General features: G+C 34.4%; 16 protein-coding genes. 14 read left to right on the top strand and 2 right to left on the bottom strand.

Annotated features, from left to right (window positions below; translation table 11 throughout):
* The first annotated feature begins 535 nt into the window (after positions 1–535).
* Complete coding sequence (locus ACPF9A_RS13075) at positions 536–889, top strand: DHCW motif cupin fold protein (protein ID WP_423997577.1); 354 nt, start codon at positions 536–538, stop codon at positions 887–889.
* 122 nt (positions 890–1,011) lie between these two features.
* Here ACPF9A_RS13075 and ltrA (ACPF9A_RS13070) read toward each other — a convergent pair whose 3' ends face one another.
* A complete protein-coding gene (ltrA, locus tag ACPF9A_RS13070) occupies positions 1,012–2,262 on the bottom strand; it encodes a group II intron reverse transcriptase/maturase (RefSeq protein WP_423997575.1) in 1,251 nt (416 codons plus the stop codon).
* 1,781 nt (positions 2,263–4,043) lie between these two features.
* On the opposite strand from ltrA (ACPF9A_RS13070), the gene ltrA (ACPF9A_RS13065) reads away from it, so the two are divergent.
* From ltrA (ACPF9A_RS13065) to ACPF9A_RS13010, 12 genes are all read left to right on the top strand, one after another.
* Entirely contained in the window at positions 4,044–5,294 is a 1,251-nt protein-coding gene (gene ltrA / locus ACPF9A_RS13065; protein ID WP_423997574.1) for a group II intron reverse transcriptase/maturase, read from the top strand.
* A gap of 399 nt (positions 5,295–5,693) precedes the next feature.
* On the top strand, positions 5,694–7,043 hold the full coding sequence (locus ACPF9A_RS13060; RefSeq protein ID WP_423997572.1) for an IS110 family transposase: 1,350 nt from the start codon (positions 5,694–5,696) through the stop codon (positions 7,041–7,043).
* Positions 7,044–7,141: 98 nt separating this feature from the next.
* Positions 7,142–8,146 (top strand): IS30 family transposase, encoded by a 1,005-nt coding sequence (locus ACPF9A_RS13055; RefSeq protein ID WP_423997570.1) that lies wholly within the window; start codon positions 7,142–7,144, stop codon positions 8,144–8,146.
* Positions 8,147–8,262: 116 nt separating this feature from the next.
* Complete coding sequence (locus tag ACPF9A_RS13050; protein WP_423997568.1) at positions 8,263–8,784, top strand: TetR/AcrR family transcriptional regulator; 522 nt, start codon at positions 8,263–8,265, stop codon at positions 8,782–8,784.
* Positions 8,784–9,296 (top strand): hypothetical protein, encoded by a 513-nt coding sequence (locus ACPF9A_RS13045; protein ID WP_423997566.1) that lies wholly within the window; start codon positions 8,784–8,786, stop codon positions 9,294–9,296. Before ACPF9A_RS13050 ends, ACPF9A_RS13045 begins: the two co-directional genes overlap by 1 nt.
* Before the next feature lie 17 nt (positions 9,297–9,313).
* Positions 9,314–9,595, top strand: coding sequence for a VOC family protein (locus ACPF9A_RS13040; protein ID WP_423997564.1), 282 nt, complete (start codon positions 9,314–9,316; stop codon positions 9,593–9,595).
* 285 nt (positions 9,596–9,880) lie between these two features.
* Positions 9,881–10,558 (top strand): helix-turn-helix transcriptional regulator, encoded by a 678-nt coding sequence (locus ACPF9A_RS13035; protein WP_423997562.1) that lies wholly within the window; start codon positions 9,881–9,883, stop codon positions 10,556–10,558.
* A 55-nt stretch (positions 10,559–10,613) separates the two neighbouring features.
* Positions 10,614–10,967 (top strand): hypothetical protein, encoded by a 354-nt coding sequence (locus ACPF9A_RS13030; RefSeq protein ID WP_423997560.1) that lies wholly within the window; start codon positions 10,614–10,616, stop codon positions 10,965–10,967.
* Entirely contained in the window at positions 10,967–11,581 is a 615-nt protein-coding gene (locus ACPF9A_RS13025; RefSeq protein WP_423997558.1) for a hypothetical protein, read from the top strand. Before ACPF9A_RS13030 ends, ACPF9A_RS13025 begins: the two co-directional genes overlap by 1 nt.
* A 279-nt stretch (positions 11,582–11,860) precedes the next feature.
* On the top strand, positions 11,861–12,160 hold the full coding sequence (locus tag ACPF9A_RS13020) for a DUF1330 domain-containing protein (protein ID WP_423997556.1): 300 nt from the start codon (positions 11,861–11,863) through the stop codon (positions 12,158–12,160).
* Between the two features lie 132 nt (positions 12,161–12,292).
* Positions 12,293–12,463, top strand: a complete 171-nt coding sequence (locus ACPF9A_RS13015; protein WP_423997554.1) for a hypothetical protein — start codon at positions 12,293–12,295, stop codon at positions 12,461–12,463.
* On the top strand, positions 12,454–12,906 hold the full coding sequence (locus tag ACPF9A_RS13010) for a GNAT family N-acetyltransferase (RefSeq protein WP_423997552.1): 453 nt from the start codon (positions 12,454–12,456) through the stop codon (positions 12,904–12,906). Before ACPF9A_RS13015 ends, ACPF9A_RS13010 begins: the two co-directional genes overlap by 10 nt.
* Before the next feature lie 100 nt (positions 12,907–13,006).
* Here the strand turns inward: ACPF9A_RS13010 and ltrA (ACPF9A_RS13005) are convergent, their stop codons facing one another.
* Complete coding sequence (ltrA, locus tag ACPF9A_RS13005) at positions 13,007–14,266, bottom strand: group II intron reverse transcriptase/maturase (RefSeq protein WP_423997550.1); 1,260 nt, start codon at positions 14,264–14,266, stop codon at positions 13,007–13,009.
* Positions 14,267–15,248: 982 nt separating this feature from the next.
* Between ltrA (ACPF9A_RS13005) and ACPF9A_RS13000 the strand changes: the two genes are divergently transcribed.
* Positions 15,249–18,005: a LuxR C-terminal-related transcriptional regulator gene (locus tag ACPF9A_RS13000; protein ID WP_423997548.1), complete on the top strand. Its 2,757-nt coding sequence runs from the start codon at positions 15,249–15,251 to the stop codon at positions 18,003–18,005.
* Positions 18,006–18,165: the final 160 nt, after the last annotated feature.

Raw genomic sequence — 18,165 nt, 5'->3', positions numbered from 1 at the left:
TGAATAAAGGAGTTGAACGAAAGTGAACCACTGAAGAGGTGTCGAGAAGTAGGTACATCCAGTCAAAAGCTACGAAGTATGATACGGAGTTAAAACTAGTGTTTGAAAGAACATTAATCACAGGGGTAACCTATTTATTTTCTGTGGGGCTGGCGTCATTCAGGTGGCAAGAACTTTATTCGGGCTTAGTTATGGAACTTGGGAAGCTGCATATACGTGCTAAGGGAAATACACAATAGGCACAACCTAGAGGTAGAATACCAAAAGTATATGTAGTGGCGGACTCATTCGTAGTAGTGATGAAGTTTCTGTAATGGAAATGGAGCAAAGGGATGAGCTGGTTTAATACACAACCTGCCAACTTGAAAGAGGATGAGCTATCTTTGTGTATCAAGTCAGAAGAGCCGTATGATGGGAGACTATCACGTACGGTTCTGTGAGAGGCTTGGGGTGAAATTCCCCTTGTCTACTCGACCACAAGACCGTTGTATGCAATTGACGAGAAGTATTCAAAAATATAAAAAGGTAAAACGAAATGATTAATAAAAACATTCCTTTCCAATCAATTGATTGGAATAAAATCCCCAAAACTGAACATAAAGGAGAAACTGGAATTGCATATTGGCAAACGACTCAATTTAATGGATTACGGATTCGGATTGTTGAGTATTCTAAAGATTACTTTGCTGATCATTGGTGTGAAAAAGGACATATTGTGCAATGTTTAGAAGGAACTTTTATTAGTGAACTAAAAAATGGAGAAAGAGTAATTTTGACAAAAGGAATGACTTATGTCGTTTCTGATGAATTAAGTTCTCATCGTTCAATTGCGAAAGACGGAGTTAAATTATTAATCATTGATGGAGACTTCTTAAAAAAAAAGGAATAAAATAAAACTGCATACAGTCGAGTAGGTAAAGGGGAATTTCACCCCTAAACCTCTCACAGAACCGTACGTGAACCTCTCGATTCATACGGCTCTTGTTATACAGTCGGTAAAGCCTAAATAGTTTAGACTAGTTTGTACCCCAGTTCCCAATGATAGAACATGTTTGGATATGACTTTGTAATAAACCTAAGCCATCTTACGGCTTTGATCTTGCTTCCTTTGAACCTTTTGTACTTGTTCAATATCCATCTGATCATACGATTGTGCAGGTAATAGAATACGGGCTGCAAGCTCCTCCGACTTATCTTTCCATAATACCAAATCCAACCTCGAATCTTTGGGTTTAGCAGATTTGCTAAATCCTGTATTGCGCGTTGTGTTTTATTATGAAAAGCAAGCTTACGGAGTTCTCCCGTGATTCGAATCTTGGACTTTCGGCTCATTTTACAGTCAAACTGTAGAAAGCTTCCGCCCTTTTTCAATCTGAACCTGATAGGCTGAAAACTGAATCCCAGAAAATCAAACTGTACAGGATACCCTTTGAGATTTCTACCATCTTTCTTGCAGTACACTATTTTGGTCTTTTCAGGATGTGCAGTCAAACCGCATTCCCTCAGACGTGATTTTAGTGCTGCTAGGGTATGAACAGCTTCCTCATGGCTTCTGCAATGAACTATCAAGTCATCAGCATAACGCACCATCTTTAACAATGGGTAGTTTTTCTCTAACCATTTATCTACACAGTAATGCATATAGAGATTAGATAGCAATGGACTGATTACCCCTCCTTGAGGGGTTCCTTTTCCCTTGGACATTTTAAGCGTTCCATCTTCAAGTTTTACTGGTGCTTCCAGCCACCGTCTGATGTAAAGCAACACCCATTTCTCTGAAACATGTCGCTCTAAAGCTTTCATAAGAAGGCTATGGTCTACATTCTCAAAGAATTCTTGTATATCTAAATCTATCACCCAGCTGTATCGTAGTACGTTTAGACGTACAATTTCAATCGCTGTATGTGCACTTCTGTTAGGGCGGTATCCATAAGAGTTTTCTGAAAATATGGATTCCAGCCTTGGCTCGAGATATGCCTTTATCACTTGTTGAGCTATCCTATCGCTCACCGTTGGAATACCCAAAGGGCGGGTCTTCCTCCCTTTGGGTATAGTAACCCGTTTTACTGCTGGTGCAAAATAACTTCCTGAGGCCAGTCTGTTCCATAACTTGTACAGTTCTTTCGAACGTACCCTATCGAAATCTGATAGACTTTGCTGGTCTATACCTGCACTCCCTCCATTACTTTTTACCTTCTTGTAAGATTCCCACACCATCTCTTTGGTAATGGGCACCGACTTTGTTTGTTCTTTAAAAATCATCCTTAATTTTTAAGTTGTTCTTAAATAATAACGGTATAACTAAAGTCCTTCGCTCCACCTCCATTACAGAAGTTTCAACACTACTACAACTTCATCCGCCACCTATATACTCATCAGTAATCAACTTACAGGCATTTCCTGCTTGTGTTTTCCTTTTAGCATAGTATATAAGCTTCCTGTGGTTCCACAATAAAGCCTGAATAGAAGTCATGCCTCCTTTATGACGGTTGCCGTATAGCCAGTAATTAGGTTGCCGCTATACTTATCCCTGATTCCTCGATATAAACCAAGTTTTGACAACGACTGGTCTTTTCGCCACTTCTTCGAAAGGTTCGCTTTCGCTCATCTCTTCTATTCTTACCTGACTATTTTTTATATAGCCTTTTCTTCTATCGCTTCATACATATTTGTTGCCTCAGATGCATCATAAAAGTGGTTTGATGAGTTTTCCTAAAAACCCTCATCGGAGGACCTACCTCCATCTTTATTTTAGCTTACACAGCACACATCGAGTAGACGGCTCCGCCCCTAATTAGGAACGGAGTGCGCCTCTCGCACCACCGTACATACGGGTCTCGTATACGGCGGTTAGTAACCCATCTTTCCAATTGCTCTTTACACCAATCAAAACTATTTCTTACTTTATCAAATGGCTACAAATTTTCTAGGGAATCGGTCACCCAATAACGAAAATTAATGCTCCATCTGGCATTTCAGAAAGGATTACTTTCAGTCCTTCCTCACTTGTGAGACCTATGCAGATATGCTGCAACTCGTTTCTCGTGAGTACTATGACTTCTGCTGACTTCTCTACATAACCAAACTCGTGGTTGTAGAGACCTCCCCAGGTAAGAACATCTTCTTTCTCTCGATCCCTGCCGTATCTACATAACTACCATTTTTGTACTCTTTAGGGCGTAACAATGATGTGGTTGCTTACCCAATTAATTATGCCTCATATACGGTTTCTGTTCGTCAGTACCGAGTTTTGTAGTCCTGCTTCCTTCAGTCCTAGTCTCACAACTAGCAACCTTTCAGCTTACTAATGGTTCAGGGCGTTACCCCTGCCCATAAGGGACTTGCACCCTCTAGATTAATTATTTACCTTTCAGTAAATCAAAAGATGCCCATGCTGGGTACACACAATGTATAAAAATAATAGCGGTTTAATCGCTAAAACGAAAGTAAGTAAATATAAAAAAGGTCTGTGTTTAACCGAAAAGTTAGCGTTTCAAAATCCGCTACTATTCTTATGTGTGCCGAGAGTAACGAACGGCTGAAAATCGTTACGCAACTGTTTATAAGATGGTGGAACCGACCCACCGATGTTGTCCTGCAGGGGAGAGCATCAAACCACCATAAGGTGCTTTGGTAAAGAGCCAAGGTATTGAGCGTTATGGAAAAGGCTATGCCAAGAGCTGGTCAGGTATGAATAATGGAGATGAATGCAAATAAACCTCTGATGAAGTGTCGAGAAAGTGCAACCTTCTGTCAAAAGTGTTTGAAGTATGACAAACATTACAAGTCCGGCGGTCATCTGCTTATTGGCTGGGCGGCAGGCGTCATTTAGGAGGCATGACCATTATTCGGGCTTATTTACGGAACTCGGGAACCTGTGTCAAGATGTGAAGCGAAATGTACAATAGCACAAACTAGAGGCAGAATAGCGATGCTTGGTGCAGGGACGGATCAGTCTGTAGTAGCTATGAATTTTCTGTAATGGAAATGGAGCGAAGGGACTGACTTATTCAGTTTTATCAATTTTTACAACTCGCAAGAGGATGATTGAATTTGAGAAGACAAAATCATTACCAATTACCAAAGAAATGGTCTGGGAAGCTTACCTTCAGGTAAAGCGTAAAGGAAAGAGTGCAGGAGTAGATGATCTGAGTATGTCGCAGTATGACCTACAAAGACATCGACACCTATACAAAGTCTGGAACCGCCTAGCATCGGGCAGTTACTTCCCGCCACCGGTCCTTCAAGTCGAAATCCCAAAGAAAAACGGTTCCGTCCGTCAATTGGGGATTCCTACCATTAGCGACAGAGTAGCTCAAACGGTTATAAAGAATCAAATAGAGGAAAGGCTGGAAAAGATCTTTCACCCACAATCCTATGGTTACCGACCAAAACGTAGTGCCCATCAAGCACTCGAGCAGGTTCGTAAAAACTGTTGGAAATATGATTGGGTGATCGACTTGGACATCAAGAATTTCTTTGATGACATTGACCATGAAAAGCTGCTTAAAGCGCTGGGCAAACACGTGGAAGAAAAGTGGGTGCTGAGATACATTGAAAGATGGCTCAAAGCTCCACTACAAAACCGAAAAGGTGAAATTATAGCAAGAACCAACGGCACACCGCAAGGTGGGGTGATCAGCCCACTATTGGCTAATCTTTTTCTACATTACACCTTAGATGTTTGGCTTGGGAGATCTAGTCCTTCCATTGAATTTGTACGTTATGCGGATGATATAATCATTCATTGCTGGACACAAAGTCAAGCAGAGCAAAGCTTACAGCAAATTAAAGAAAGGGTGGGGAATTGTGGATTGACATTACATCCCGATAAAACGAAGATTGTGTATTGTAAGGATTTTAGAAGGCAACAAAAGTACCAAAGAGTCCAATTTGACTTTTTGGGCTATACTTTTCAGCCACGCACTTCAAAATCGAAGAAAACAGGCAGGCTGTTCTTAGGATTTGATTGCGCAATCAGTATCCAGTCAAGATCACGGTTATTTGAGCAGATCAGGAAAATGGAAATCCCAAGAATGCGATGCGACAGTATTGTTGGCATTGCACATCACTTGAATCCAAAACTTCGAGGGTGGATTCGTTACTTTGGCAAATACCGAGGCTATAGCTTGTCCAAAGTGTTTTATATATTACGTATAAAACTGGTAAGATGGGCAAGATATCGCTACAAACGGTATAGGAACAATCTAACCAAAGCCTACAAATGGTTGGACACGGTTCGGAAGCAATATCCGAGTCTGTTTTACCATTGGCACGTTGGATATTCCAATTAAAGGTATTAAATTGAATAAGAAGAGCCGTATGATGGGAGACTATCACGTACGGTTCTGTGAGAGGCTTGGGGTGAAATTCCCCTTGTCTACTCGACACAAAACCGTTAGCAAACATTCCCCACATCAGAATCCGATTAATTCCTCGAGCTAACGAATCGCAAAATCCTATCTTTTTTTTATTTTTATATAGGCTCACTACAAGGTCGATTTTTCAACTGGTGTTACCTTTTGGGTAAACTCGGTCAACATTCTGATTGAAGTACTATCATTCTTGCCTTTAGGTTGAGTTTGATGTGATAATTCCAGTGGTACTGCATCTTATGCAAGTCCGATCGAGATATTTTAGAATTTATACAGTACTTCTTTTGAGCCATTTTTATAAACCTAAATAATTTTGGTATGAACAAAAAAATGGAACTGGACATCATCAATCTTCACTGTGCTGGAATTGATGTGGGAAGTAGAAGTCACTTTGTCGCCATTGGACAAGACCTCAGTGATGTAAAAGAATTTGGAGTGTATGCAGAAGACCTTCAGGACATCTGTAATTGGCTTTTAGGGAATGGCATCAACTCTGTTGCTATGGAATCTACTGGAAGTTACTGGCAGAACTTATATGCTGAACTCGCTAAAAATGGATTTGACATTATTCTTGCCAATGGAAAATTTACTAAAAATGCCAAAGGCAAAAAAACTGACGTAAAAGATGCACGATGGATACAAAAACTACACGCTCTTGGACTATTGAGTAGCAGCTTTTTACCAGATGAAACTACGGAAATCCTAAGAACCTATTGCAGACAAAGAACAAACTGGTTACAATTAGCTGCCGAAGCTTCCAACAAAATGCAGAAGTACCTAAAACTACTTAATATGCGTTTAGACGTAGTAGTAAAGGATGTATGTGGGCTTACCGGGCTGAAAATTATTGAAGACATCTGCAAAGGAAATTTAGACCCAAATTCTTTAGCGAAACACAGGCACTATAATTGTCGAAAATCAGAAGAAGAAATTGCCAAGGCTCTAAAAGGCAATAACAGACAGGACTTTCTTTTTGGACTCAAACAAGAATTTGAAAGCTACCAATTTTATCAAAAGAAAATAGCAGATTGTGATAAACAAATTGACAGGTTCCTTAAAAAACAAATCAATCTTGACCCGATTAAAAAAAAACTAAAAACCAAAGCAAAACCTTATAAGCGCATAAATAAAAATGCCCCAAAAATTGAGTTAAACCAATTGGCTTTTCAATATTTTGGAGGCATAGACCTAATGCAAATAGAAGGTCTAAGCCACGCAACAGTACTCACTATAATTAGCGAAATTGGTTCTGAAGGATTTAATAAATTCCCTACTGCAAAACATTTCACCTCTTGGATGCGACTTGCACCGAATAATAAAATATCTGGAGGAAAAGTATTAAGTCATCGCACACCAAAAGGAAGTAATCGAATAAAAACAGCACTCAGGCAAGCTGCAAATGCAATCGGAAATCTAAAAGACACTCATTTATCCAATTTCTTTAGAAAAATCGCTTTCAAAAAAGGAAGACAAGTAGCCGTGAGTGCAACCGCTAGAAAACTGGCTGTTATCATTTGGAATATGGTCACAAAAAAACAAGCCTATCAACCACCTACTGACTATTTATTCCTAGATCAAAAAAGAAAAATGGGACTCGTCAAAAGAATTAAAAAACAAATCAATAAATTTGACATAAAACCAGAAGATCTCGATTTTTCAACATCCTGATTTTCAATAACTAAATTTGACGTTAGTCGAGATTAAAAATGACTATTTGCGTACTCAAGAACTCAACGCAACAAATCTAAATTAATAGATTTGTTATTATGGTACGTAAAAAAAACACTAGACTTACCCTTAAAGAAAGAGTCCAAATTGAGACGCTTTTAAATGAAAATAAGACCAAAGCATACATTGCTAAAACACTCAAAAGATCTCGCTCAACAATCTCTAGAGAAGTCAACAAATGGGTAGAGAATAAAACCGATAAATACAGCGCTGATTTAGCCCACTGGAATGCTAAAGATGATTACCTAAATAAAAGAAATACGGATAAAATATCAACCCATAAAAAACTCCGATTTTATATGTTTAAAGGATTACTTAATGATTGGACTCCTGAACAAATTTCAGGTAGATTAAAAGATAAATACCCTAACGATTCTATTATGTCTATTTCTCATGAGTCCATTTATAGATTCATTTATTTACAAACTCAAGCGCGTTTAAATAAAAAACTAATCCAATTATTAGTCCGCCATAAATCAAGACGTAGAAAACCTAAAAAAAGACGTAACACAGGTAGTAAAATACTTAATCAAGTCAGTATTGACAGTAGACCTAAGCACATTGAACTAAGACAAGAAGTTGGTCATTGGGAAGGTGATCTAGTGATTGGGAAAAATCACAAATCTGCTATCGGAACCATAGTCGAACGCAAATCCAGATACACATTAATCATCAAATTAAAAGCTAAAAACGCTAATGAAGTGGCTAAAATGTTCTCCGAAAAATTAAATCAACTCAATCCCTTATTTAAAAAATCTATGACTTACGACAACGGAACTGAAATGGCTAGACATGAAATTATAACTCAAAAAACAGGTATGAAAATTTATTTTGCTCACCCCTATTCTTCATGGGAAAGAGGTACAAATGAAAATACAAATGGACTCATAAGAAGGTTTCTCCCAAAAGGAACGGACTTCAATGAAATTAATGAAAACAAACTCCTTCTTATTCAAGAAAAACTCAATAACAGACCTCGAAAAATTATAGGCTACAAAACTCCTAAAGAAATAATGGATTTTGAACTGAAATTTGTAGCTTAGACTAACTTAAAAAAAAGCAACGTTTGTTGCGTTAGAACCTTGAATTCAGCGCTTTTTCCGATTAAAATCCTTTTTTAAATAAAAATTATTACATTTGTGACTGAACAGTCAGTCATATGAATAACAAAGAAAAAATATTACTCTCAGCATTAACTCTTTTTGCAAAGAATGGATATACCGAAACGTCAATAGATAAAATTGCAAAACAAGCAGGTGTATCAAAAGGATTAACCTATACCCATTTTAAGAATAAAGAAGAGTTATTAACCGTCACCATTGAAAACACTATTACGAAAATGACATCAGAAATGATGGAAATTCAAGAACTAAATTTTAACACTTTTTTCAATTCCTTTTTTGCTAGCCTTCAAAGCAATACAGGAATTATAAGACTATGCCTGCTATTAGTAATCCATCCGCAAACTCCTTCTAAAGTTATTGCATTACTTGACAATCAAAAAAATGAATTGGTAAATCTATTTTCCACCTTGTTGGAAAATGAATTTAGAGAAAATTCGCATAATGAAGCTGAAATTTTATTAGCCACCATAGATGGAATTACAATAGATTACGTGACAAATCCTAACCCTTTAAGCTTAAAAACGAAACAACAATATTTAACAAATAAATACATATAATGAACGTAATAATAAAAATAGTAATAACAGCTTTATTGCTATTAATAGCAATAAATCCTTATTTTGAAAAAGGTCAAATCCCTGGAGGACTAAGTGAATTTGAAAATTTAGGATTGATTCCAAGTATAATCTTAATTATAATTTTTTTTACAGCAATAGCATTTTATTGTAAATCTTTACAAACAACCCTTAACTTGATAAAAATTGAAAACAGGACACGAAAACCTAAAAGTGTTTGGTATATGTATTTAATTCCTTTCAATTTCATTGAAGATTTTTTTATTATAATAGACATTTCAAATTCTTTGAAAAATGAAATGAAATCAAACGAAAATCTAAAGAAATTTGGAGATTTTGGTTTGACATTAGGAATCGGTTGGTCTGTAGCTCAAATCTTTTCATTAATTCCAAATATGGCAGGGCAAATTTCAGGATTTGTTGGCTTAATCTTATGGATAATTCATTGGTTTTTAATAGGAAAAATAAATAAGGTATTAAAAAATAGCAAGTAACATTTATAAATTAGAATATGAAAGATATTAAATTAGACCATTGTTTAATAAACGTTTCACACTGGGAACGTTCTAATGAATTTTATTCAAAAGTATTGGGTGCAGAAATAATGCCTATTGGAAATGGTTTTTTATATAGATTTGGTGAAACTCAATTGAATTGTCACGGACCAAATATTAACGGAACGCCAGTTGCAAGAATTAAAGTAATGCCAGGAGGAAGTGATTTATGCTTTATCTGGAAAAAATCAATCGAAAAGCTAAAAAAGCATTTAAAAGAATATTCAATTGAAATCTAAGTTGGACCCGTGAAAAGGTTTGGTGTTAAAGGAGAAGGTGTAAGTTTTTATTTTAGAGATCCTGACGGTAGTTTGATGGAATTCATAAAATATTAAAACTAATAAAAACTGGCCACAACATTGTTGCTAAAAAGCATAATTTACTTTTGTATATGTGTTAGATGGCATATGTCTATTAAGCAACGGGGTTTCCTAAAAGAAAACCAGTCTCTGAAGAACCAATTACTAACAAATGGCTGCTAGTTTGATGACCGATACGCAAATTCAAAAAACCTAAAGAAAAAAATGAATCGAATAGACAGATTAATGAGTATTTTATGGACAATGCAATACAAGAAATTTGTAAGTGCAGAGCAATTATCCGATAAATATAATTTGAGTATTCGTACTATCTATAGAGACATAAAAGCATTAAATGAGATAGGTATTCCTGTTATTCTTGAACCTAATAAAGGTTATTATATTATGCAAGGTTATTTTCTTCCTCCATTGTTATTTACTATTGAGGAAGCTAATGCGTTATTACTACTTCAAACCCTTGCACATAAATTTACAGATAAATCAATAACAAAAAATTCTGATTCGGCTATTAAAAAAATTAAATCTGTATTGAAAAGTAATGATTTTGAAAAATTTCAAAATTTTTCAAATAAAGTAGAGATATATAATCCAGAAAATGAGCAAAAAGAAAATGATTATTTATCTACTATACAAAAGGCAATTATTGAAAAATTAATTTTAAAAATAGAATACACCGATAATAATAAAAAGAAAACACAAAGAGAAATAGAACCAATCGGTATCATTTTTTACACTAATCAATGGCATCTAATTGCTTGGTGCTGGCTTCGCAAAGATTATCGAGATTTTAAATTAAATCAAATTTTGCATTTAAAACTCACTTCTTTTCCATTCAAAAAGGAACATTCCTATTCTATTCAAGAGTATATGACTATTTTTTAAAATAATTATTTTTCACTGACATAGGGTTGTCATTCCTTGATTCTACATTTGTATAATGAAAAATATAAAGAAGGGAATAATTGAGATTCGCACGTATCATTTAAAAGAAAATTCAGGAAAATTATTTCATGAAATTATCAATGAAAAATCAATACCTATGCATAAACGCTGGAATATCTGTGTTTTGGCTTATGGAAATTCTATTACAAATCAAGATAGCTATTTCCTTGTGCGTCATTATCACAATATAGAAGAAAAAAAAATAAGTCAAGATTCCTTTTACGGAAGTGATGAATGGAAATTAGGACCAAGAGAATCAATTATTTCATGCATTGAAAATTCTATTGATATAGTAATTCCTTTTAACAAAGAAATAAAAACAATTCTTCTTAATTTAAATATTAAATAATGAGATACTTCTTAATCATAATTTCATTGATAAATTTTACTATTCTTAATGCACAAAATAATATGAATCAAGATGAAACATTAAAAATACCAGAGTTACAATTTGACCAAAAAGGAGAGTTAATAATCACGGCTTCTTCAACTTCTTCTGAACACGATTTTGATTTTTATGAAGGTAAATGGAAACTTCATAACCGAAAATTAAAAACAAAATTAGAAGCTTGCACCGAATGGGTTGAGTTTGAATCCTCTCAAGAAATGTATAAAATATTAAATGGAATTGGTAACATTGACAATTACCTTGCTACTTTTGATGGTAAGCCATTCGAAGGAATGTCTGTAAGGCTTTTTAATCCCAAAACAAGATTATGGTGCATCTATTGGGCTGACTCTAATGAAGGTATATTACAGCCAGGAGTTTTTGGCTCTTTTGAAAACGATATTGCTCATTTTTTTACAAAAGACAATTTTAATGGTAAAGAAATATTTGTTGTCTTTCGTTGGGATGTAAGAGATAAAGAAAACCCTATTTGGAGCCAAGCCTTTTCAGCGGATAATGGAAAAACTTGGGAATGGAATTGGTATATGTATTTTAGTAAATTCAATAAAAAATAATTTTCTGGAATGCTAACTTAAGATGTATAAAAAACATAGGGCGTTCGTTCTAATATCAAAAGGTCTTTGTATATTAAAAAAGTCCACTAAATATAAAATTTAGCCTTTATAGTAGAAATAAATAACAAGTTACAAGGTCAGAAACTCATTTAGTGTAAACCTTAATCTTTAACTTGTATAAACTATGTCTCTTAACAAAGATTTAAAAACAAAGCCCAAAATAAAAACCATCTTAATTAACTCAAAATCAACAAAAAAAATCTATAAAAATAAAGCTATATGCCAGCATATATAATATTTAATTACAACATCACAAATCAAGACAAAATTGGCAAATTATCTAAACTATCTAAGGCTTCTGATAAGAGATCAAAGTATAACCAGAAAGTTATAGTTGCTAATATTGTGAAACCTATTGAAGGTTCGTCTAAGCTAAATCATATCGTAATATATGAATTTGACAATCTCAATTTCGCAAACAAATGGTACTATGAAGAAAGCAGTAAAGATGTGAAAGAACTAAGGCAAGATATTACAGAAGGTTGGGTAACTATAGTTGAAGGTTATGAACCTAATTAATTTTAAATTCTCAACTTATTAAGTGAATAAAAAACGAGATAATTGCAATATATAAAAAACATCAGGCATTTCAGTTAAAACGAAAAATCTGTGAATATTTACTAAGTCCGCTAAATATAAAATTTGGGGTTTATGAAAGAAAAGATAAAAGAAGGTGAATTTATAATTATACCTAGAGGTATTGAACATAGACCTGTAGTTAAAAACGAAGTTCAAGTTATGCTATTTGAACCTGCAAATACAATTAATACAGGAGATAATCAAAAATCAGAATTGACTCAAAGAAAAACAGAATGGATATAAAAATAGTTGAAGCTAATATTGAACAATTAGATATTGTAACGGAACTTTTTAATCAGTATATGATTTTTTATAAGAAACCTGCCAATAAAATTAAGTACAACGATTATTTAAAAAAGAGAATTGAAAACAATGAAGCTACAATATATCTAGCACTAAATTCCGAAAATGTTTCATTAGGTTTTGTGTTAAATTATTACTCATTTAGTTCAGTATCGCTTGGAAAAACTATTACGTTAAACGATTTATTTGTTAAGTCGGAATATCGAAAAAAAGGAATTGCTGAAAAACTAATAAATAAAACTTTTGAATTAGCTAAAAAAGTTGGCGCTATAAGGGTCGATTTAGGAACTGCAAAAGATAATTATACTGCTCAAAAAATATATGAAAGAATCGGATTCACAAAAGATGAAGAATTCTATGCTTATAGTTATAATATAAAGTAAAACGTGTGCTAATCGAGTAGACGGCTCCGCCCCTAATTAGGAACGGATTGCGCCTCTCACACCACCGTACATACGGGTCTCGTATACGGCGGTTCAATAATTATACATCTCGTTTGTAGTATTCTATTAAACTAACATACCCTCTCATTTTTAACCTTTTAATGGTAATTGTAGTCCCTAAAATAGGGCTTTGAGCTACTGCCCATCCTCCCATTCTTGTGCGACTCCAAGCATAGGCGGTGTTTTGGTTTACACCTAAACGGATTAGGTTTTTCCGCTTCCGTTCTGGTTTCTTCCAATGGTGCCATATACAGTACCGCAATCGGTTTCTTAGCCATTCTTCCAGCTTTTTAAGCTTTGCTTGAATGGATGCAGCTTTAAAGTAATTTATCCAACCACGTATTAACAGATTGATGCGCTCGTCAAAGCTTACGGGAATCGTTTTCTTGGTTAGATATTTAAGTTTAGACCTAAACCCTACCCATTTGGACGCTTTTACCACAAGTTGGTATTTCCCTTTCTCTCCTTTCTTATACGTTGGCACAAAGCCATATCCTAATACTTGGAAGTCTAAAGGTTTTCGAACACCGCTCTTCGCTCTGTTTATAGGAAGGTGGAGTTTGTCTCGCAGAAACTTGTAGATACCATTACCTACCCGTTTTGCAGCCATTTTACTTTGAACATAAATACTGAAATCGTCAGCATATCTTACATAGCGATGCCCACGTTTCTCTAATTCTTTATCTAACTCATTGAGTAGGATATTAGAAAGAAGCGGACTTAAAGGAGAACCTTGCGGGACGCCTTTTCTTCGCTTTTGTAGCTTACCGTTAATTAGTATAGGCGCTCTAAGAAATGAACGCAATAGCCGCATCGTGGCTTTGCACTTCACCTTTTTGTCTATCAACTCTAAAAGTATATAGTGTTCTACTTCATCAAAGAAACTCTTTAAATCTATATCTACTATATGCTGAAAACCCGAGTTGACATTTAAAAGACTTTGTGCAATGGCTTGATGCGCATTACGCTGTGGTCTGAATCCGTAACTGTGCGATTGAAAACATGGCTCAAATATAGGTTGCAGTACTTGGTGTAATGCCTGTTGAAACACTCTGTCAACAACCGTAGGAATACCGAGTAATCGTTTCTTACCATTGCTCTTGGGGATTTCAACGCCTAGTATAGGAGACACCTGATAGGTCTTTCTTTCTATTTGTGAGATATACTGCTTTGCGTAGCCCTGTAGTGTAGATTTTAACTCATTAATGTGAACTTTATCCACACCTGCAGATCCCTTGTTGCGATACACTCGCGCATAGGCGTCGTTTAGATTCTTTTTACTTGTTACTTGTTTAATCAATACTACTAATTTGATTTGCTGTCTCGCTTAATCAAAGGCTGCTATTTTACTAGAAAACTATCCGTAACATAAAACAACTCCTTTGTTCATTAAAAACAATTATCGTTCTGTCCTTCACTAAAGTATCAGCCTCTAGCTACTATGACTTCTGCTGACTTCTCTACATAACCAAACTCGTGGTTGTAGAGACCTCCCCAGGTAAGAACATCTTCTTTCTCTCGATCCCTGCCGTATCTACATAACTACCATTTTTGTACTCTTTAGGGCGTAACAATGATGTGATTGCTTACCCAAGTAATTATGCCTCGTATACGGTTTCTGTTCGTCAGTACCGAGTTTTGTAGTCCTGCTTCCTTCAGTCCTAGTCTCACAACTAGCAACCTTGCAGCTTACTAATGGTTCAAGGCGTTACCCCTGCCCATAAGGGACTTGCACCCTCTAGATGAATAAACTATCTTTCTAATAGTTTAAAGATGCCCATGCTGGGCACACACAAAGTATATAATTTATTGCTAGTTTTAGTTTAATTAAGAAAAATAGAACTCAATTATCTTTTAGGTTTTATTAATTAAATTAGCTATTTAAACACGCAACAAACCATATACTAACCGTTATCAAAGTTCAAATAAAGGATGGAAAAGAAAATAATACTATACTTACCCAGCGATATTAGGAAAATTGCGTGATGATGGAATTCTATCTAACCAAGAGGTTAAAGATTTAGAAAAACATAATTTAGAAACAGGTACTCTAAATGGCATCCAAATTCAACTATCAGAATTGAAAGCTAAAACAGTTTGGGATTTAATAAGAAAAAATCACAAAGAATTGTTAAAAGATTATTGATTTAAAGTTCAAATAAATGATACTTCGTTAAAATAATATATACATACAAAACTTGTATTCTAGGTTCAGAGTTTTGCCAGCCGTATGATTCAACTATCTTTATCATGAAAGTAAAATTAATATACCTATTCAAAAAATGAAATCAGGTTTATTCTTAATAATCATCTTCTTTGTTTTCCCACAATGGATTATAGGGCAAAACTTGTCTCCTCCTATACAGAATTACAGTAGTTATGAATATAATGCTGCAAGCAAAAACTGGGGAATAGCTATAGACGATAACGGTGAACTTTATGTTGCCAATAATATTGGACTGCTCCATTTTAACGGAGAAACCTGGACACTAAACAAACTACCCAACAAAACCATAATTCGTTCTGTAGCCTTTGCGGATGGTAAAATATTTACCGGTTCTTATGAAGAATTCGGTTTTTGGGAAATGAATTATTTTGGCTCGTTAGAGTACACCTCTTTAACACACTTAATCGAAAATCACAAATTTACAAATGAAGAGTTTTGGCAATTGATTCAATTAGAAGATTCCATAATATTTAGATCTTTTTCAACTGTGTATATTTATAATAATAATAAAATTACAGTTTTAAACACTCTTTTTGTTGTTACCAATATTGCAAGGTATAAAAACCAAATCATTGTGGCAGGTGAGCAGCAAAGGTTATTTTCGATTAAAAACAATGAGCTTACCCCTTTTGAATCACAAGAAATTTTAGAAGGAAAGACCATAGTTGATATGGTTGCTTTTGGAGAGAATTTAATTATTGGCACCAAACTTAGTGGATGCTTTTTACTTAAGAACGGACAAGTAGAGCCATTAGACGATTCAATTAATAATGAGTTAAAAGAACATCAATTAAATAAGGTTTTATCGCTAGACAAAAACACCCTTGCATTTGGCACTATTAAAAACGGAGTATACACTTATAATATTAGTTCGAATACCTTTCAAAACCTGAACAAGGAATTAGGGATACAAAATAATACAGTGTTATCTATGCTTCAATTTAAACAGCAACTATGGTTAGGTTTGGACAACGGTATAGATAAAATTCAACTTAACAATTTTATTACCTATTATACAGAACATTCTGGCATTTTAGGTACGGTTTATGACATGGTGGATTATGAAGGCGATATCTTTTTAGGCAGTAACACGGGTATTTATTATTTTAAAGACAACGAATTAAAGTTTGTACCAGGCTCTCAAGGTCATGTTTGGGATTTGCAAATTATAGAAGGGGATCTCTTTTGTGGACACAATACAGGAACCTTCATTTTAAAAAATGGTGTTCTAAATAAAGTATCCGATATTTCTGGTGGCTACCAAATAGTAAAAGTTCCTGAAACCCAATCCATTTATATTCAAGGTACCTACACAGGTTTGGCAAATTATAAAAAGGATGCATATGGAAATTGGCAAACCAGCCGAGTAACAGGCATTAACTTCCCTGTAAAACAACTTTGCTTTGAAAATGCAAATACCATTTGGGCCGCTCATCCTTATAAAGGTCTTTTCAAAATTAAAATGAATGACTTACACAACAAAGTTTTAGAGCTTAAAGAAATAAAAACAGGTGAGATTCCCAATACCTACAATATTAAATTGTACAATATTAAAAACCAAATCATACTGTCAAGTGAGGGCAATTGGTATAAATATGACCCTATATCACATTTAATCTTAGAATTCAAGGAATTTGAAGATTATAAGAATATGGAACTAGTGAATTACGATGATACCAACTACTGGTTCTTTGATAGTGACAATCAAAAGAAAATTATCCATACCAATCTTGATTCTAGTCACTTTACATTAGATGAAGCTCAGCTTAGAAAAAGATTAGCTTTAGAAACCGAAACAATTGTTAATTACAATGATTCTATATTTTACTTCACACTTACCGATGGCTTCGGAAAACTTAATCTTCACAAATTTGAGGAAGAATTAAAAAATGTTGAATTACCAGTACCTAGATTAAGCTCCTTTAAAGATGATAAAGAAACCCATATTCTAAATAAGAAAGAAACTAAAATAGCTTTCAATAAGTCTAAAAATATTAGAATAGACGTTTCTGCAGGTAGCTATAAACAGTACACCTACTACTATGAACTTTCTGGGAAAATAGAACAATCTGGTTTCCTAAGTAACGGCACAATCAATCTTCAAAACCTTCCTTTTGGAACTTATTCATTAGAAGTACACACAGTAAGCATAGGTAATGATTTATCAAAATCTAAAACTATTGAGTTTGAAATACTACGTCCTTGGTATTTTTCTAATTGGAGTCTATTGGGGTATATCCTATTAATTATTGCAAGTATTCTGCTAGTAAGATGGTATAACAGACAAAAATTAACCAAAAAACACAACCTCTTAAAAATAAAATTACAACGAGAGCAAGAAGAACGTTTAGCAATTATTGAGAAAGAGAAATTAGAGAAAGAAATTAAAAGAAAACAAACTGAACTAGCGCGTACCACAATGAGCGTGGCTAAGAAAAATGAACTAATTATTGAACTAAAAGACCTAATTGCCTCAAATCAAGATTCATTTTCCAATAAACAGCGGTTTAAAACCCTTTCTAAAAAATTAGATAGTTCCTTGAACGAAGATCAAGACTGGAAATATTTTGAAGTAAGTTTTAAAGAATTGCATGAAGACTTTTTTGAAAATCTTTTAAAGAAATACCCAAAACTCACCCCAAAAGATTTACGGTTAAGTGCATATCTTAAAATGAATCATGCTACAAAAGAGATTGCTCCATTAATGGGTATTTCAATAAGAGGCGTAGAAATACATAGGTACCGTCTTCGTAAAAAATTGAACATTGATAGCTCTCAAAACCTATCTAACTATCTCATTAAATTTAAATAGAGCAGGCTTTTTCCGTTTTTAATACTACTTCACATATTAAAAATACGTTAATTATCTACATCACTACTACATCACTACGTTAATTTTTACTTTTTAATTAACATAACCACTACTGCAAAACCCTGTATTTAAAGCTTTACAAGCTATAAACACTTATGAT

The organism is Maribacter sp. IgM3_T14_3 (genome assembly GCF_049603095.1).
Taxonomy (GTDB): domain Bacteria; phylum Bacteroidota; class Bacteroidia; order Flavobacteriales; family Flavobacteriaceae; genus Maribacter.
The sequence above is the reverse complement of the archived record's forward strand: the minus strand, read 5'-3'. Positions and strand labels throughout refer to the sequence as shown.

Coding starts and splice junctions, on each gene's coding strand:
- ACPF9A_RS13045 (WP_423997566.1), top strand. CDS start 8,784: ATGAACGTAATAATAAAAATAGTAATAACAGCTTTATTGCTATTAATA.
- ACPF9A_RS13050 (WP_423997568.1), top strand. CDS start 8,263: ATGAATAACAAAGAAAAAATATTACTCTCAGCATTAACTCTTTTTGCA.
- ACPF9A_RS13075 (WP_423997577.1), top strand. CDS start 536: ATGATTAATAAAAACATTCCTTTCCAATCAATTGATTGGAATAAAATC.
- ACPF9A_RS13015 (WP_423997554.1), top strand. CDS start 12,293: ATGAAAGAAAAGATAAAAGAAGGTGAATTTATAATTATACCTAGAGGT.
- ACPF9A_RS13060 (WP_423997572.1), top strand. CDS start 5,694: ATGAACAAAAAAATGGAACTGGACATCATCAATCTTCACTGTGCTGGA.
- ltrA (WP_423997574.1), top strand. CDS start 4,044: ATGATTGAATTTGAGAAGACAAAATCATTACCAATTACCAAAGAAATG.
- ACPF9A_RS13000 (WP_423997548.1), top strand. CDS start 15,249: ATGAAATCAGGTTTATTCTTAATAATCATCTTCTTTGTTTTCCCACAA.
- ACPF9A_RS13055 (WP_423997570.1), top strand. CDS start 7,142: ATGGTACGTAAAAAAAACACTAGACTTACCCTTAAAGAAAGAGTCCAA.
- ACPF9A_RS13020 (WP_423997556.1), top strand. CDS start 11,861: ATGCCAGCATATATAATATTTAATTACAACATCACAAATCAAGACAAA.
- ACPF9A_RS13030 (WP_423997560.1), top strand. CDS start 10,614: ATGAAAAATATAAAGAAGGGAATAATTGAGATTCGCACGTATCATTTA.
- ACPF9A_RS13035 (WP_423997562.1), top strand. CDS start 9,881: ATGAATCGAATAGACAGATTAATGAGTATTTTATGGACAATGCAATAC.
- ACPF9A_RS13010 (WP_423997552.1), top strand. CDS start 12,454: ATGGATATAAAAATAGTTGAAGCTAATATTGAACAATTAGATATTGTA.
- ACPF9A_RS13025 (WP_423997558.1), top strand. CDS start 10,967: ATGAGATACTTCTTAATCATAATTTCATTGATAAATTTTACTATTCTT.
- ACPF9A_RS13040 (WP_423997564.1), top strand. CDS start 9,314: ATGAAAGATATTAAATTAGACCATTGTTTAATAAACGTTTCACACTGG.
- ltrA (WP_423997575.1), bottom strand. CDS start 2,262: ATGATTTTTAAAGAACAAACAAAGTCGGTGCCCATTACCAAAGAGATG.